Source organism: Streptomyces adelaidensis (genome assembly GCF_016598475.1).
Lineage (GTDB): Bacteria > Actinomycetota > Actinomycetes > Streptomycetales > Streptomycetaceae > Streptomyces > Streptomyces adelaidensis.
Map to the genome: position 1 here is coordinate 18143 of NZ_JAEMUX010000061.1, position 16621 is coordinate 34763.

Below are 16621 nucleotides of genomic sequence, written 5' to 3' on the forward strand. Positions count from 1 at the left end.
GGCCCGCCCCCAACTAGGCTTCCAGCTAGCCGTAAGACCCGTGTTCAGGCAGGCTGTCGGGACGAACTGAACAGGGCGGGCGAGGGGGAGGCCGAGACCATGGACGCCGATCAGCATCCGGTGCGCGGGCGGGTGGTGCTCGCGGACGACGACGTGCTTCTGCGGGAGGGGCTGGCGAGCCTCTGTGAGCGCGTCGGCTACGAGGTGGTGGGCCAGGCCGGGGATGCCGGCGGGCTCATGGACCTGGTCGAGAGCGAGTTTCCGGACATCGCGATCGTCGACATCCGGATGCCGCCGACCCAGTCGACCGAGGGCCTGAAAGCGGCCGGCACCATCCGGGAGCGGTATCCCACGGTCGGGATCCTGGTCCTGTCGGCGTTCGTGGAGGTCGAGGACGCCCTGGAACTGCTGGCCGGCGGCCGCAGCATCGGCTATCTGCTCAAGAGCCGGATCACCGTCGTGGACGAGTTCCTGGAGACCCTCGACCGCATCCGCCGGGGCGGCTGCGTCGTCGACCCCTCCCTGGTGCAGGAGCTGGTCGCCGCCCAGCGCCGCGACGACCCGCTGTCCATGCTCAGCAACCGGGAGCGCGAGGTGCTCGGTCTCATGGCCGAGGGCCGCTCCAACGCCGGCATCGGCAGACGCCTGTGGGTCACCGAGGGCACCATCGAGAAGCACGTCCGCAGCATCCTGGGCAAGCTGCGGCTGCCCGAGGAGCCCGACGACCACCGCCGCGTCCTCGCCGTACTGACCTTCCTGGAGACCCGCTAGCGGCCGCCCGGGGGGAGTGCCCCTCTGTCCACAGGGCCGCCGTGATGTCGGTGCCCGCCAGTAGGGTGTGGAACATGGCCGACCCCTCCAGCTACCGCCCCAGTCCGGGCCAGATCCCGGACTCACCCGGGGTGTACAAATTCCGCGACGAGCACCGCCGGGTGATCTACGTCGGGAAGGCGAAAAGCCTGCGCCAGCGCCTGGCCAACTACTTCCAGGACCTGGCAGGCCTCCACCCGCGCACCCGCTCCATGGTCACCACGGCCGCCTCCGTGGAGTGGACCGTGGTGTCCACGGAGGTCGAGGCGCTTCAGCTGGAGTACTCCTGGATCAAGGAGTTCGACCCCCGGTTCAACGTCAAGTACCGCGACGACAAGAGCTACCCCTACCTCGCGGTCACCATGAGCGAGCAGTACCCCCGGGTCCAGGTGATGCGTGGTCACAAGAAGAAGGGCGTGCGCTACTTCGGGCCGTACGCGCACGCGTGGGCGATCCGCGACACCGTCGACCTCCTGCTGCGCGTCTTCCCCGTCCGCACCTGCTCGGCCGGCGTCTTCAAGAACGCGGCCCGCACCGGCCGCCCCTGTCTCCTCGGCTACATCGGCAAGTGCTCGGCCCCCTGCGTCGAGCGGATCTCCGCCGAGGACCATCGCGAACTGGCCGAGGAGTTCAGCGACTTCATGGCCGGCCGGACGGGCACCTACATCCGGCGCCTCGAACAGCGGATGACGGACGCGGCCGAGGAGATGGAGTACGAGCGGGCAGCCCGGCTGCGCGACGACATCGAGGCCCTGAAGAAGGCCATGGAGAAGAACGCGGTCGTGCTCGCCGACGCGACCGACGCCGACCTGATCGCCCTCGCCGAGGACGAGCTGGAGGCGGCCGTCCAGATCTTCCACGTCCGCGGCGGACGCGTCCGCGGCCAGCGCGGCTGGGTCACCGACAAGGTCGAGGCCGTCACCACCGGTGACCTCGTCGAACACGCGCTCCAGCAGCTCTACGGCGAGGAGAGCGGCGACTCCGTTCCCAAGGAGGTCCTCGTCCCGGCGCTGCCCGACCCCGTCGGGCCCGTGCAGGAATGGCTCACCGGGCGCCGCGGGGCCAATGTCTCCCTGCGCATCCCGCAGCGGGGCGACAAGAAGGCCCTCATGGAGACCGTGGAGCGCAACGCCCAGCAGTCGCTCGTCCTGCACAAGACCAGGCGCGCCTCCGACCTCACCACCCGCTCCCGCGCCCTGGAGGAGATCTCCGAGGCCCTCGACCTGGACAGCGCCCCGCTCCGGATCGAGTGCTACGACATCTCCCACCTCCAGGGCGACGACGTCGTGGCCTCCATGGTCGTCTTCGAGGACGGGCTGGCCCGCAAGAGCGAGTACCGCCGCTTCCAGATCAAGGGCCGGGTCGCAGACACCCAGGTCTGGCACGGCGAGGGCCAGGACGACGTCCGCTCCATGCACGAGGTGATCGCCCGCCGCTTCAAGCGGTACCTCGCCGAGAAGGAGAAGACCGGCGAGTGGGCCGAGGGCGAGGACGCTCTCACCGAGGAGGACGGCCGTCCCAAGCGCTTCGCCTACCCGCCCCAGCTCGTCGTCGTCGACGGCGGACAGCCGCAGGTCGCCGCCGCCCGGCGGGCCCTCGACGAACTGGGCATCGACGACATCGCCGTGTGCGGCCTCGCCAAGCGCCTGGAGGAGGTCTGGGTGCCCGGCGAGAGCGACCCGGTGGTCCTGCCCCGCACCAGCGAGGGCCTCTACCTGCTCCAGCGCGTCCGCGACGAGGCCCACCGCTTCGCCATCACCTATCAGCGGACCAAGCGCGCCAAGCGCTTCCGGGCGAGCCCCCTGGACGACGTGCCCGGGCTCGGGGAGGCTCGCAAGCAGGCGCTGCTCAAGCACTTCGGCTCACTGAAGAAGCTGCGTTCCGCGACGATCGACCAGATCCGCGAGGTCCCCGGCATAGGCCGCAAGACGGCCGAGACCATCGCCGCGGCCCTCGCCGGAGCGGCCCCGGCCGTACCCGCCGTGAACACGGCCACTGGAGAGATCATGGAGGAAGAGGAGCCCGACACGACGGTGGACCCCTCTGGGGAGCCCGTGGCCGCGGGCGCCCCGGACCGGCGGCGAGGGCAGGAGACATGACCGAGCACGACGAGCGCCCAGAACCCTCCGAGCGCCCAGAGCGTCCGGAAGAACAGCACCAAGAGCACACAGCGGAGCGCGGGGAAGCGCACAGCGCGGCAGGCGACCATGCCTCCCACCCAGCGCCACAGGAAGACGGAGCACACGTGAGTACGGGCATCGAAACAGCCGGGGTCCCCGAGGCGGCCATCCCCGAGCTGGTCATCATCTCCGGCATGTCCGGCGCCGGACGGTCCACGGCCGCCAAGTGTCTGGAGGACCTCGGCTGGTTCGTCGTCGACAACCTGCCACCCGCCCTGATCCCCACCATGGTGGAGCTCGGCGCCCGCTCCCAGGGCAACGTGGCCCGGATCGCGGTCGTCGTCGACGTCCGAGGCCGCCGCTTCTTCGACAACCTCCGCGACTCCCTCGCCGACCTGGCGACCAAGCACGTCACCCGACGGGTCGTCTTCCTGGAGTCCTCCGACGACGCCCTGGTCCGCCGCTTCGAGTCGGTGCGCCGCCCGCACCCCCTCCAGGGCGACGGCCGCATCGTCGACGGCATCGCCGCCGAGCGGGAACTGCTGCGCGAGCTGCGCGGCGACGCCGACCTGGTGATCGACACCTCCAGCCTGAACGTGCACGAGCTGCGCGCCAAGATGGACGCCCAGTTCGCCGGCGACGAGGAGCCCGAGCTGCGGGCCACCGTCATGTCCTTCGGCTTCAAGTACGGCCTCCCGGTCGACGCCGACCTGGTCGTGGACATGCGCTTCCTGCCCAACCCGCACTGGGTCCCGGAGCTGCGCCCGTACACCGGCCTCAACGAGGAGGTCTCCGCGTACGTCTTCAACCAGCCCGGCGCCAAGGAGTTCCTCGACCGCTACACCGAGCTGCTCCAGATGATCGCCGCCGGCTACCGCCGCGAGGGCAAGCGGTACGTGACCATCGCGGTCGGCTGCACCGGCGGCAAGCACCGTTCGGTCGCCACCTCCGAGAAGCTCGCCGCCCGCCTCGCCTCCCAGGGCGTCGAGACCGTGGTCGTGCACCGGGACATGGGGCGCGAGTGACCGGACGTACCGCTTCGCGGCTGGGCCTGCTGCGTCGGGTCACCCCCGAGGGCCGGAGCGGCAGGCCCGCCGAGGCCCGCGGGGCCAAGCCGCGCCGCCGGGGCGCCCAGCCCAAGGTCGTCGCGCTCGGCGGCGGCATGGGCCTGTCCGCCTCCCTCGCCGCCCTGCGCCGGATCACCGGCGACCTCACGGCCGTCGTCACCGTGGCCGACGACGGCGGCTCCAGCGGGCGCCTCCGCGACGAGCTGGGTGTCCTGCCGCCCGGCGACCTGCGCAAGGCGCTGGCCGCGCTGTGCGGCGACGACGACTGGGGCCAGACCTGGGCCCGCGTCATCCAGCACCGCTTCGAGTCCAAGGGCGACCTGCACGAGCACGCGGTCGGCAATCTGCTGATCGTCGCCCTGTGGGAGCAGCTCGGCGACCACGTCCAGGCCCTCGACCTGGTCGGCAGGCTCCTCGGTGCCCAGGGCCGCGTACTGCCCATGTCGGCCGTGCCTCTGGAGCTCCAGGCCCTGGTCAAGGGCCATGACCCGGCCCGCCCGGACGACGTCGACACCGTACGGGGGCAGGCAACCGTCGCCCTCACCCCCGGCGAGGTGCAGTCCGTGCACCTCGTCCCGCACGACCCGCCCGCCGTGCCCGAGGCGGTGGCGGCGGTCCTGGACGCCGACTGGGTGGTGCTCGGCCCCGGCTCCTGGTTCTCCTCCGTGATCCCCCATCTGCTCGTGCCCGAACTGCTCGACGCCCTCACCGAGACCAAGGCCCGGCTCGTGCTGCCGTTGAACCTCGCTCCGCAACCGGGAGAAACCGATGGCTTCTCCCCGCAGCGTCATTTGGAGGTTTTGGCACGACACGCCCCTAAACTCGCCCTGGACGTGGTGCTGGCCGACGAGGCCGCCGTGCCCGATCGCGATTCCCTGACCGACGCCGCCAAACGGTTCGGTGCCGCGGTCGAGCTGGCGCCGGTGGCTCGGACCGATGGATCTCCGCGACATGATCCGGAGCTGTTGGCCGCCGCGTACGACCGTATTTTTCGGATGCATGGAAGGATCGGCCCATGGCGATGACGGCAGCGGTGAAGGACGAAATCTCCCGGCTACCCGTCACCCGGACCTGCTGCAGAAAGGCGGAGGTCTCGGCGATCCTGCGGTTCGCGGGCGGGCTGCACCTGGTGAGCGGCCGCATCGTGATCGAGGCGGAGCTGGACACGGCGATGGCGGCCCGCCGCCTCAAGCGGGACATCCTGGAGATCTTCGGCCACAGCTCGGAACTGATCGTGATGGCACCCGGCGGACTGCGCCGGGGCTCGCGTTATGTGGTCCGGGTGGTCGCCGGCGGTGACCAGCTGGCCCGCCAGACGGGTCTGGTGGACGGCCGTGGCAGACCCATCCGGGGCCTGCCCCCGCAGGTCGTCTCCGGGGCCACCTGCGACGCGGAGGCGGCCTGGCGTGGCGCGTTCCTGGCGCACGGCTCGCTCACCGAGCCCGGCCGCTCCTCCTCCCTGGAGGTGACCTGCCCGGGCCCGGAGGCCGCCCTCGCGCTGGTCGGCGCCGCCCGCCGGCTGTCGATCGCCGCGAAGGCCCGCGAGGTACGGGGCGTGGACCGGGTCGTCGTACGGGACGGGGACGCGATCGGCGCGCTCCTGACCCGCCTCGGCGCGCATGACTCCGTGCTGGCGTGGGAGGAGCGGCGGATGCGCCGCGAGGTCCGGGCCACGGCGAACCGGCTCGCCAATTTCGACGACGCCAACCTGCGCCGCTCGGCCCGTGCCGCAGTAGCCGCCGGCGCCCGGGTGGGCCGGGCCCTGGAGATCCTCGCCGACGACGTGCCCGAGCATCTCGCGGCCGCCGGCCGGCTGCGCATGGAGCACAAGCAGGCCTCCCTTGAGGAGCTGGGCGCGCTCGCCGACCCGCCGCTCACCAAGGACGCCGTCGCGGGCCGTATCCGGCGGCTTCTTGCCATGGCCGACAAGCGCGCCTCGGACCTCGGCATCCCCAGCACCGAGTCCAGCCTCACCGAGGAGATGGCCGAGAACCTCGTGGGGTGACAGGACGTCAGGAAGGTCCAACTCGCCGGTGCCGACGCCCACTTGGAGGGCGGCGGCACCGGTTTCTTCATTCTGCGTGAAATACGTGAGTGGCCTGTGAGACACCCTTGACTTGACTGAGATCTGACATGAGCCTGGCGTCTGTTCGCCATTGTGGCGAATCACTGCAAGGGGGGCTCATGAGACGAAGAGCGAGAGCGATCCTCGCCACGGGCGCGCTCCTGTTGGGCGGCGGTGCGGGACTCGCACCACTGGCCCAGGCGGCCGAGAACGACGGCTCCGAGGCCGAGGAAGTCAAGGTCTTCCGCGCCGAGGTGACGAAGCAGCAGATTCCCCTGCTGCTCGCGGCCGGGCAGGACGGCCACGAACTCAGTGAGCAAGCGCCGGAGAAGGGCACCGCCTCGGTCGAGGTCTACCTCACCGACAAGCAGGCGGGGGCCCTGGAGGAGCAGGGCGTCGAGCTCGAGGAGCACAAGCTCACCAGCAAGGCTCAGGCCCGCGTGTCCGCCGCCGGTGACGGGGTCTTCCGCCCCTACAGCGGCGCGGGCAACATCAAGGAGGAGATCGTCCGCACGGGCCAGGAGAACCCGTCCCTGACCAAGGTGGTCTCCATCGGCAAGTCCCTGCAGGGGCAGGACATCCTCGCGGTCAAGCTCACCAAGAACGCGAAGAAGACCAAGGACGGCGCCAAGCCGTCCGTGCTGTACATGTCCAACCAGCACGCGCGGGAGTGGATCACGCCGGAGATGACCCGGCGGCTGATGCACCACTACCTGGACAACTACAAGACGGACAAGCGGATCAAGAAGATCGTCGACACCACCGAGCTGTGGTTCGTGATCTCCGCCAACCCGGACGGCTACGACTTCACGCACCGGGACACCGCGGGCCGCCAGTGGCGCAAGAACCTGCGGGACATCAACGGCGACAACGCCATCACGGTCGGCGACGGCGTCGACCTCAACCGCAACTTCGCCTACAAGTGGGGCTACGACGACGAGGGCTCGTCCCCGGCCCCCACCAGCGAGACCTACCGCGGTGGCGGCCCCAACTCGGAGCCCGAGACGAAGGCCCTGGACGCCTTCGAGAAGCGCATCGGCTTCGAGTACGGCATCAACTACCACTCGGCCGCCGAACTCCTCCTCTACGGGGTCGGCTGGCAGGTGGCGAGCCCCACCCCGGACGACGTGCTCTACGAGTCGCTGGCCGGCACACCGGAGAACTCCGCGATCCCCGGCTACCACCCCCAGCTCTCCTCCGAGCTGTACACCACCAACGGTGAGGCGGACGGCCACGCGGCCAACGTCAACGGCACGGCGATGTTCACCCCCGAGATGTCGACGTGCCAGACCGTGTCGAACATCCACCCGGACGACGCCTGGAAGCCCGAGGACTGCGCCTCGGTCTTCACGTTCCCGGACGACGAGAAGCTGATCGAGCAGGAGTTCGAGAAGAACATCCCGTTCGCGCTCTCCGTCGCCGAGTCCGCGGTCAAGCCCGACCAGCCGAAGTCCTCGGTCGGCGTCGACGCCCCCGACTTCACCCCGGCCGGCTTCACCACGTCGTACTCGCGCGGCGCTGACCAGGAGATATCCGTCGTAGCGCGCCGGTCCGTGCGGGACAAGGAACTGAAGTACCGGGTCAACGGCCGCGGCCGTACGTACGACCAGACGCTCAAGGCATGGAAGGGCGGCGAGACGTTCGGCGGCGAGGACAACCTCTACTTCGACGAGTACCGGGCCAAGGTGCAGGACGGCGAACCGGGCGACAAGGTCGAGGTGTGGTTCACCGGTGAGACGAAGGCCGGGAAGCCCACCACCAGCAAGCGCTTCACGTACACGATCGCCGAGCGACCCAAGGCCGACACGCTCGTCGTCGCCGAGGAGGGCGCGACCGCGACCCAGGCGCAGGCCTATGTGGACGCGCTGAAGGCCAACGGCAAGAAGGCGCTCGTCTGGGACGTCGCGACCCTGGGCGCCCCCGACGCGCTCGGCGTACTGAAGCACTTCAAGCAGGCCGTCCACTACACGGGCGCCGTGCGACCCGGCGTCGCCACCCAGCTCGAACTGCGCGCCTACCTCAACGAGGGCGGCAAGCTGATCGAGGCGGGCGAGAGCGCGGGCGGCGCGGTCGACCTCGGCGGCGGCACGCTGTCGAACGACTTCAGCCAGTACTACCTGGGCGCCTACAGCCGTACCTCTCTGCCCGACGCCAAGGCCTTCGCGGGTCTCAGCAAGCTCGGCGGCTTCACGGGCACGCTCGGCGACGCGCCGGGCAACCCGCTGAACACCGCCGGATCCTTCGGCATCACCTCGGACGCCCTGCCCGTGGAGACGTTCCCGCAGTTCGCGAGCGCCGGCGCGGGCCAGTACCCCGGGACCGTGAACCCGTACGGCCCGTACGAGGGCGCGTCCATGGCCGCCGTCACGCACACCGACTACGCCTGGAACCGCCTCACCCGCACCATCGACCTCACCTCGGTGGCCGCGGCCGACAAGCCGACACTGCGCACCCAGCTCCTGTGGAGCACCGAGGAGGGCTACGACCACGCGGTCCTCGAGGCGCACACGGCCGGAGCGGACGACTGGACGACGCTGCCGGAGGCCGGCGGCGCCACCTCCACCGCCGTGCCGGCCGAGTGCGAGGCCGGGTACTTCATCCAGGGCCACCCGGCCCTGAAGCGGTACCTGACCCTGGGCGCGGGCGGCTGCACGCCGAGCGGGACCAGCGGCTCCTGGAACAGCTTCACCGGGGCCTCCGACGGCTGGCAGCAGGTCGAGTTCGACCTGTCCGCGTACGCGGGGAAGACCGTCGAGGTGTCGCTCGGCTACATCACCGACCCCGGCAGCGGCGGTCGCGGCGTCCTCGCCGACAACGCCACCGTCGTCATCGGCGGCGCGGCCGGTGCGACCGAGGGCTTCGAGACGTCGCTCGGTGCCTGGAGCGTCCCCGGCCCGCCCGCGGGCAGCCCGGCGGTCGTGAAGGACTGGGGCCTGTCCGGTGAACTCTTCAAGACGTACGGCGCGGTCACCACGGACGACACCGTGCTGCTGGGCTTCGGCCTGGAGCAGGTCACCGCGGCGGCCGACCGGACGGCGCTGCTCGGCAAGGCGCTGGCGGCTCTGAAGAACTGAGCGCCGACTGTGCCGAACGGCTGATGAGAGGCCCGTGAGCGGCCCTTCCGATCATCTGGAATCAGATGATCGGAGGGCCGCTCAAAAGGTAATCACCTTGCAAAAGCCGGGCGGTCCGTACCCCTACTGGTGAGTACGGACCGCACCGGCATGTATAGGGCATCTCGATGTCACTGGACGGGCCCTTGGGGGGTAGGGTCGGAGGCGGTCGGGGACATCCCATACAGCTCGCCGGCGCTGAGCCGGCGTACCAACGAGGAGATCGGTTCGTGACGATCCGCGTAGGCATCAACGGCTTTGGCCGCATCGGTCGTAACTACTTCCGCGCGCTGCTGGAGCAGGGTGCAGACATCGAGATCGTGGCTGTCAACGACCTGGGTGACACCGCGACCACCGCACACCTCCTGAAGTACGACACCATCCTGGGCCGACTCAAGGCCGAGGTGTCGCACACCGCCGACACGATCACCGTCGACGGCCACACCATCAAGGTGCTCTCCGAGCGCAACCCCGCCGACATCCCGTGGGGCGAGCTCGGCGTCGACATCGTCATCGAGTCGACCGGCATCTTCACCAAGAAGGCCGACGCCGAGAAGCACATCACCGGCGGCGCCAAGAAGGTCCTCATCTCGGCTCCGGCCAAGGACGAGGACATCACCATCGTGATGGGTGTCAACCAGGACAAGTACGACGCGGCCAACCACCACGTCATCTCCAACGCCTCCTGCACCACCAACTGTGTGGCGCCGATGGCCAAGGTCCTCGACGAGAACTTCGGCATCGTCAAGGGCCTGATGACGACGGTCCACGCGTACACGAACGACCAGCGCATCCTGGACTTCCCGCACTCGGACCTGCGCCGCGCCCGCGCCGCCGCCGAGAACATCATCCCGACCACCACCGGTGCCGCGAAGGCCACCGCGCTGGTCCTCCCGCAGCTCAAGGGCAAGCTCGACGGCATCGCGATGCGCGTCCCGGTCCCGACCGGCTCGGCCACCGACCTGGTCGTGACGCTGCAGCGCGAAGTCACCAAGGACGAGGTCAACGCCGCGTTCAAGAAGGCCTCCGAGGACGGCGACCTCAAGGGCTACCTGGCGTACACCGAGGACCCGATCGTCTCCTCGGACATCGTCAGCGACCCGGCCTCCTGCACCTTCGACTCCTCCCTGACCATGGTCCAGGAGGGCAACTCGGTGAAGATCCTCGGCTGGTACGACAATGAGTGGGGCTACTCCAACCGCCTCGTCGACCTCACGGTCTTCGTCGGCGGCCAGCTCTGACCGACAGAGCAGGCACCTCTATGTGAACGCAGGGCTCGGGCGGCGCAGGGACGCGCCGCCCGAGCCCTGCGGCACGTACCGAACGGCCCTCCTACGATCACGAGCACCACAAGTCCTCTTCGGGAGCCCTCTCAATGAAGACGATCGACGAACTCCTCGCCGACGGCGTCGCCGGCAAGCGGGTCTTCGTACGCGCCGACCTCAACGTGCCGCTGGAAAACGGCACCGCTACTGCAAAGATCGCAGACGACGGCCGCATCCGCGCCGTGCTGCCCACCGTGAAGGCGCTGGCCGAGGCAGGCGCCCGGGTCGTCGTCGCCTCCCATCTGGGCCGCCCCAAGGGCGCTCCGGACCCCGCCTTCACCCTCGCCCCGGCCGCCGCCCGCCTCGGTGAACTCCTGGGCGCCGACGTGGCGTTCGCGACGGACACGGTCGGCGACTCCGCCACGGCCACGGTCGCGGGCCTCGCCGACGGCCAGGTCGCGGTCGTGGAGAACCTCCGCTTCAACGCCGGCGAGACGTCCAAGGACGACGCCGAGCGCGCCGCCTTCGCGGACCGGCTGGCCGCCCTCGCCGACGTCTACGTGGGTGACGGCTTCGGCGCCGTCCACCGTAGGCACGCCTCGGTCTTCGACCTCCCGACCCGCCTGCCGCACTATGCGGGCCACCTCATCGCCACCGAGGTCGGCGTCCTGAAGAAGCTGACCGAGGACGTCAAGCGCCCCTACGTGGTCGCGCTCGGCGGCTCCAAGGTCTCCGACAAGCTCGCCGTCATCGACCAGCTGCTCGGCAAGGCCGACCGCATCCTCATCGGCGGCGGCATGGCGTTCACCTTCCTCAAGGCGAAGGGGTACGAGATCGGCGGCTCCCTGGTCCAGGAGGACCAGCTCGCGGCCGTCACCGAGTACCTGGAGCGCGCGGAGAAGACCGGCGTCGAGCTGGTCCTGCCCGTCGACGCCGTGGTCGCCCCCGCGTTCCCGGACCTGAAGAGCAAGGCTCCGGCCCACCCCACCGATGTCGCCGCGGACGCCATCCCGGCCGACCAGATGGGTCTCGACATCGGTCCGGAGACCCACAAGCTGTATGCCTCGAAGATCACCGACGCCGCCACCGTCTTCTGGAACGGCCCGATGGGCGTCTTCGAGCACCCCGATTTCGCCGAGGGCACCAAGGCGGTCGCCCAGGCACTCCTCGACTCCGAGGCCTTCACGGTCGTCGGCGGCGGCGACTCCGCCGCGGCCGTGCGGATCCTGGGCTTCGACGAGAACGCGTTCGGCCACATCTCGACCGGTGGCGGCGCCTCCCTCGAGTACCTGGAGGGCAAGACGCTCCCCGGCCTCGCCGCACTTAAGGACTGACCCTCAATGACTGCTGCTGAAAAAGGCCGCCTGCCGCTGATGGCGGGCAACTGGAAGATGAACCTCAACCACCTCGAGGCCATCGCCCACGTCCAGAAGCTCGCCTTCGCCCTCGCCGACAAGGACTACGAGGCCTGTGAGGTCGCGGTCCTGCCGCCCTTCACCGACCTGCGCTCCGTCCAGACCATGGTCGAAGGCGACAAGCTCAAGATCAAGTACGGCGCCCAGGACGTCTCGGCGCACGACTCCGGCGCCTACACCGGCGAGATCTCCGGCCCGATGCTGACCAAGCTCAAGTGCACCTTCGTGGCGATCGGCCACTCCGAGCGCCGCCAGTACCACAACGAGACCGACGAGCTCGTCAACGCCAAGGTCAAGAACGCCTTCAAGTACGGCCTCACCCCGATCCTGTGCGTCGGCGAGGAGCTGGACGTCCGCGAGGCGGGCAACCACGTCTCCCACACCCTCGCCCAGGTCGAGGGCGGCCTGAAGGACGTCCCGGCCGAGCACGCCGAGACCATCGTGATCGCCTACGAGCCCGTCTGGGCCATCGGCACCGGCAAGGTCTGCGGCGCCGGGGACGCCCAGGAGGTCTGCGCGGCCATCCGCGGCAAGCTCGCCGACCTGTACTCCCAGGAGACCGCCGACCAGATCCGCATCCAGTACGGCGGCTCCGTCAAGGCCGGCAACGTCGCCGAGATCATGGCCCAGCCCGACATCGACGGCGCCCTCGTCGGCGGCGCGTCGCTGGACACGGACGAGTTCGTCAAGATCGTGCGCTTCCGGGACCAGTAAGTAGGCCGTGGGCGCGATACGTCGTACTCTTGCGGGGGTCAGCACCAGGTGCCGGCCCCCGTCGTCCATCAGAATCCGAGGAAGTTGGTCCAGCCGTGGTTATGGGGTTCTCGATCGCCCTGGTCGTCTTCAGCCTGCTGATGATGCTGCTGGTGCTGATGCACAAGGGCAAGGGTGGCGGCCTCTCCGACATGTTCGGTGGCGGTATGCAGTCGTCCGTCGGTGGCTCCTCGGTCGCCGAGCGCAACCTGGACCGGATCACCGTCGTGGTCGGTCTGTTGTGGTTCGCGTGCATTGTCGTACTCGGCATCCTGATGAAGGTCAACAACTGACTGGCGTCACGGACGCACCATTCCGCACGTAAAGCCCCATGCTGGGTACGCGACTTCGAGCGCGGCCTATCATGGGGCTTGCGTCTGTGAGCGGGATGTAACTCCAATCACTGGACGCGCGTTGGGCCTTACGTAGACTGAGGCGCTCGCAGCGAAGCGAAACGCCGACTCGCTTCGCCGCACCATTACGCAGGGAGTTACGACCGTGGCAAGTGGCAACGCGATCCGAGGAAGCCGGGTCGGGGCGGGGCCGATGGGCGAGGCCGAGCGCGGCGAGTCCGCCCCCCGGCTGCGCATCTCCTTCTGGTGCTCCAACGGGCACGAGACCCAGCCCAGCTTCGCCAGCGACGCGCAGGTCCCCGACACCTGGGACTGCCCGCGCTGCGGCTTCCCCGCCGGACAGGACCGGGACAACCCGCCGGACCCACCGCGCACCGAGCCCTACAAGACGCACCTCGCCTATGTGCGGGAGCGGCGCAGCGACGCGGACGGCGAGGCGATCCTCGCCGAGGCGCTCGCCAAACTGCGGGGTGAGATCTAGGAGTTGACACCGGCCGGGCACCCAGGGTGCCTGGCCGGACGCGTTCGGGGCGGGGCCGGACGCGGTAGGAGCCGGGTGGCTCACGATTCCCGCGTTTTTCATTTCTCCGCTGGTCAGATCGATTGCCAGGCGTATTGCCAGGTTGCTGGTCAGGTCGATTGTCAGTGGTGCCCTCTACGGTTTGTGCATCGACGAATCGTGCGGGGGGACACGTGACCATGACCGGGGGTTTCGGGCGGCTGCGGAGTGCCGCGGTGTTGTCGAGCTTCGGGGACGCACTGCGTACGGCCGCGCTGCCGCTGCTCGCGGTGACGCTGACGGATGAGCCGCTGCTCGTCGCGGCGGTCACGGCCTGCGGTTATCTGCCATGGCTGGTGTTCGGGCTGCTCGGCGGGGCCGTCGCCGACCGGGTGGACCAGCGGCGGGCCATGTGGGTCGTGGACGTTGGGCGCGGTCTGCTGGTGGCGGGCTTCGCGGTCGCCGTGGCGCTCGGCCATGCCTCGATCGGCCTGCTGATCGCGCTGGCCTTCGCACTGACCACACTCCAGACGCTCTTCGACAACGCGGCGACGGCACTGCTGCCCGCCGTGGTGGACCGCGACGCGCTGGGCGGCGCCAACGCCCGGCTGCTGACCGGGCAGCGGATGGCCGGAGGTCTGGTCGCCGGGCCCCTCGTCCCGCTGCTCCTCGCCGCCGGGGCCGCCGTCCCCTTCGCGGCCGACGCCGTGACCTTTCTGGTGGCCGCCGCGCTGGTGGCGTCGCTGAAGGTCGCCCTGCCCGAGCGGGAGCCGAGACCTGAGGGCAGCACCGTGCGCGCGGAGATCGCCGCCGGGTTGCGGGCGCTGTGGCGGGACCTGCCCCTGCGCGGGCTGTGCGCCGCGACCGCGCTGTGCAATGTGGGCATGGGCGCCCTCATCGCCACGCTGGTCCTAATGGTGACCGACTGGCTGGACGCGGGCACCACCGGGTTCGCGGCGGCGATGACCGCGTACACGGTCGGCAGCCTCGCCGGGGGAGTGGTGAACGGGCGGCTGGTGGCCCGCGCCGGGCGGGTGCGTGCCGTGCTGCTGGCCGGTGTGGTGCAGATCGGGGCGCTGGTCGTGATGGGCTCGGTGCGCGGTCTGGCGGCGCTGGTGGCGAGCCTGGCCGTCTTCGGCGCCATGGGGATGGTGTGGAACATCAACACCACGACCCTGATGCAGCAGCGGACCCCCGCCGAGCTGCTCGGCCGGGTCAGCTCCGCCTTCCGGACCCTCGGGGTGGCCGGGGCGCCCCTGGGCGCACTGCTGGGCGGCGGCGTCGTCACGGCCTGGGGGCCGAACACCCCGGCCCTGCTCGCCGCCGCTTTCTTCGCCCTGTCCGTCGCCGCGCTGATACCGGCGCTCAAAGTGGACGTATCTGTTGTTGAGCCGGACGACGACCCGACGACAGCTCGTGTTCCGTTGTGATCAATTAGGTTGGACCGGCAGCGGGGCAAGGTACAGGCAGGACCAGGTAGGAAAGAAGGCTGAAGTCCCAGATGAACGCAGAAAGCCGTACCAGGCTCAACCAGACTCCCGAGTGGACCGCGCTGGCCGAGCACCGGGAGCAGCTGGGCGAGGTGCAGTTGCGCGAACTGTTCGCGTCCGACCCGGGGCGCGGCGCCGGGTACACGCTGGAGGTCGGCGATCTGCACGTCGACTACTCCAAGCACCTGATCACCGACGACACGCTGCGGCTGCTGCGCGAGCTGGCCGCCGCGACCGACGTGTTCGGGCTGCGGGACGCCATGTTCCGCGGCGAGAAGATCAACACCACCGAGGACCGCGCCGTCCTGCACACCGCACTGCGCGCCCCGCGCGACGCGATGATCGAGGTCGACGGCGAGAACGTCGTGCCGGCTGTGCACGCCGTCCTCGACAAGATGACCGCCTTCGCCGAGCGGGTCCGCTCCGGCGCGTGGACCGGTCACACCGGCCGGCGCATCAAGAACATCGTCAACATCGGCATCGGCGGCTCCGACCTGGGCCCGGCGATGGCGTACGAGGTGCTGCGGTCCTACACCGACCGCGATCTGACCGTCCGTTTCGTGTCGAACGTGGACGGGGCCGACCTGCACGAGGCGGTACGGGATCTGGACGCGGCGGAGACGCTGTTCGTCATCGCCTCGAAGACGTTCACCACGATCGAGACGATCAGCAACGCGACCTCGGCGCGGGACTGGCTGCTCACGGAGCTGAAGGCCGGCTCCGACGCCGTCGCCAAGCACTTCGTCGCGCTGTCCACGAACGCCGGGAAGGTCTCGGACTTCGGCATCGACACGACCAACATGTTCGAGTTCTGGGACTGGGTCGGCGGGCGGTACTCCTACGACTCGGCGATCGGTCTGTCGCTGATGATCGCGATCGGTCCGGACCGCTTCCGGGAGATGCTCGACGGGTTCCACATCGTCGACGAGCACTTCCGTACGGCGCCCGCCGAGTCCAATGTGCCGCTCCTGCTGGGCCTGTTGGGCATCTGGTACGGCAACTTCCACGACGCGCAGTCGCACGCGGTGCTGCCGTACAGCCACTACCTGTCCAAGTTCACGGCGTACTTGCAGCAGCTGGACATGGAGTCCAACGGCAAGTATGTGGGCCGGGACGGGGTGCCGGTGGAGTGGCAGACGGGGCCGGTGGTGTGGGGCACGCCGGGGACCAACGGGCAGCACGCGTACTACCAGCTGATCCACCAGGGCACGAAGCTGATCCCGGCGGACTTCATCGGCTTCGCCGAGCCGGTCGCCGAGCTCGGTGAACAGCTCAAGGCCCAGCACGATCTGCTGATGGCCAACTTCTTCGCCCAGACCCAGGCGCTGGCCTTCGGCAAGACGCCGGACGAGGTACGGGCCGAGGGCGTGCCGGAGGAGCTGGTGCCGCACAAGACGTTCCAGGGCAACCACCCGACGACCACGATCCTGTCCAAGGAGCTGACCCCGTCGGTCCTCGGGCAGCTGATCGCGCTGTACGAGCACAAGGTGTTCGTCCAGGGCGCGGTCTGGAACATCGACTCCTTCGACCAGTGGGGTGTCGAGCTGGGCAAGGTCCTCGCCAAGCGGGTGGAGCCGGCGCTGACGGAGGGGGCCGAGGTACCGGGGCTCGACGGGTCCACGAAGGCGCTGGTCGCCAAGTACCGGGAGCTGCGCGGCAGGCGGTAGCCGG

At 69.7% G+C, this 16621-nt stretch carries 13 protein-coding genes; all 13 read left to right on the forward strand.

Translation table 11 applies throughout. The features are described 5' to 3' along the window. The first annotated feature begins 99 nt into the window (after window positions 1–99). The 13 genes from I8N67_RS28900 to pgi all read left to right on the forward strand — a co-directional run bounded on the left by I8N67_RS28900 (window position 100) and on the right by pgi (window position 16617). On the forward strand, window positions 100–771 hold the full coding sequence (locus tag I8N67_RS28900; protein ID WP_200307157.1) for a response regulator transcription factor: 672 nt from the start codon (window positions 100–102) through the stop codon (window positions 769–771). 74 nt (window positions 772–845) lie between these two features. Beyond that, the gene (gene uvrC / locus I8N67_RS28905; protein ID WP_200307158.1) at window positions 846–2909 is read left to right on the forward strand and encodes an excinuclease ABC subunit UvrC; all 2064 of its coding nucleotides are present in this window, start codon (window positions 846–848) and stop codon (window positions 2907–2909) included. Beyond that, window positions 2906–3955 carry an RNase adapter RapZ gene (gene rapZ / locus I8N67_RS28910; RefSeq protein ID WP_200307159.1) on the forward strand — a complete coding sequence of 350 codons (1050 nt, stop codon included), beginning with the start codon at window positions 2906–2908 and terminating at the stop codon, window positions 3953–3955. The genes uvrC and rapZ overlap by 4 nt, the downstream gene beginning before the upstream one ends. Then, a complete protein-coding gene (locus I8N67_RS28915) occupies window positions 3952–5022 on the forward strand; it encodes a gluconeogenesis factor YvcK family protein (protein WP_200307160.1) in 1071 nt (356 codons plus the stop codon). Before rapZ ends, I8N67_RS28915 begins: the two co-directional genes overlap by 4 nt. Next, window positions 5013–6002, forward strand: coding sequence for a DNA-binding protein WhiA (whiA, locus tag I8N67_RS28920; RefSeq protein ID WP_200307161.1), 990 nt, complete (start codon window positions 5013–5015; stop codon window positions 6000–6002). The genes I8N67_RS28915 and whiA overlap by 10 nt, the downstream gene beginning before the upstream one ends. Window positions 6003–6181: 179 nt before the next feature. Next, window positions 6182–9136: a M14 family metallopeptidase gene (locus tag I8N67_RS28925; RefSeq protein WP_200307162.1), complete on the forward strand. Its 2955-nt coding sequence runs from the start codon at window positions 6182–6184 to the stop codon at window positions 9134–9136. Window positions 9137–9405: 269 nt separating this feature from the next. Then, the gene (gene gap / locus I8N67_RS28930) at window positions 9406–10416 is read left to right on the forward strand and encodes a type I glyceraldehyde-3-phosphate dehydrogenase (RefSeq protein WP_200307163.1); all 1011 of its coding nucleotides are present in this window, start codon (window positions 9406–9408) and stop codon (window positions 10414–10416) included. Between the two features lie 134 nt (window positions 10417–10550). Beyond that, entirely contained in the window at window positions 10551–11774 is a 1224-nt protein-coding gene (locus I8N67_RS28935) for a phosphoglycerate kinase (protein WP_200307164.1), read from the forward strand. Window positions 11775–11813: 39 nt separating this feature from the next. Then, window positions 11814–12569 (forward strand): triose-phosphate isomerase, encoded by a 756-nt coding sequence (gene tpiA / locus I8N67_RS28940; RefSeq protein ID WP_234046463.1) that lies wholly within the window; start codon window positions 11814–11816, stop codon window positions 12567–12569. Window positions 12570–12670: 101 nt separating this feature from the next. Continuing rightward, the gene (secG, locus tag I8N67_RS28945) at window positions 12671–12901 is read left to right on the forward strand and encodes a preprotein translocase subunit SecG (RefSeq protein ID WP_200307184.1); all 231 of its coding nucleotides are present in this window, start codon (window positions 12671–12673) and stop codon (window positions 12899–12901) included. Window positions 12902–13106: 205 nt separating this feature from the next. Beyond that, on the forward strand, window positions 13107–13442 hold the full coding sequence (locus tag I8N67_RS28950) for an RNA polymerase-binding protein RbpA (protein ID WP_003957010.1): 336 nt from the start codon (window positions 13107–13109) through the stop codon (window positions 13440–13442). 218 nt (window positions 13443–13660) lie between these two features. Then, window positions 13661–14890 carry an MFS transporter gene (locus I8N67_RS28955; RefSeq protein WP_200307166.1) on the forward strand — a complete coding sequence of 410 codons (1230 nt, stop codon included), beginning with the start codon at window positions 13661–13663 and terminating at the stop codon, window positions 14888–14890. Between the two features lie 71 nt (window positions 14891–14961). Next, window positions 14962–16617 (forward strand): glucose-6-phosphate isomerase, encoded by a 1656-nt coding sequence (gene pgi, locus I8N67_RS28960; protein WP_200307167.1) that lies wholly within the window; start codon window positions 14962–14964, stop codon window positions 16615–16617. Window positions 16618–16621: the final 4 nt, after the last annotated feature.

What these genes read in the sequence shown, in the direction of transcription:
- rapZ (WP_200307159.1), top strand. Translation starts at nt 2,906, where the DNA reads ATGACCGAGCACGACGAGCGCCCAGAACCCTCCGAGCGCCCAGAGCGT.
- I8N67_RS28935 (WP_200307164.1), top strand. Translation starts at nt 10,551, where the DNA reads ATGAAGACGATCGACGAACTCCTCGCCGACGGCGTCGCCGGCAAGCGG.
- whiA (WP_200307161.1), top strand. Translation starts at nt 5,013, where the DNA reads ATGGCGATGACGGCAGCGGTGAAGGACGAAATCTCCCGGCTACCCGTC.
- tpiA (WP_234046463.1), top strand. Translation starts at nt 11,814, where the DNA reads ATGGCGGGCAACTGGAAGATGAACCTCAACCACCTCGAGGCCATCGCC.
- I8N67_RS28925 (WP_200307162.1), top strand. Translation starts at nt 6,182, where the DNA reads ATGAGACGAAGAGCGAGAGCGATCCTCGCCACGGGCGCGCTCCTGTTG.
- I8N67_RS28900 (WP_200307157.1), top strand. Translation starts at nt 100, where the DNA reads ATGGACGCCGATCAGCATCCGGTGCGCGGGCGGGTGGTGCTCGCGGAC.
- pgi (WP_200307167.1), top strand. Translation starts at nt 14,962, where the DNA reads ATGAACGCAGAAAGCCGTACCAGGCTCAACCAGACTCCCGAGTGGACC.
- secG (WP_200307184.1), top strand. Translation starts at nt 12,671, where the DNA reads ATGGGGTTCTCGATCGCCCTGGTCGTCTTCAGCCTGCTGATGATGCTG.
- I8N67_RS28955 (WP_200307166.1), top strand. Translation starts at nt 13,661, where the DNA reads ATGACCGGGGGTTTCGGGCGGCTGCGGAGTGCCGCGGTGTTGTCGAGC.
- uvrC (WP_200307158.1), top strand. Translation starts at nt 846, where the DNA reads ATGGCCGACCCCTCCAGCTACCGCCCCAGTCCGGGCCAGATCCCGGAC.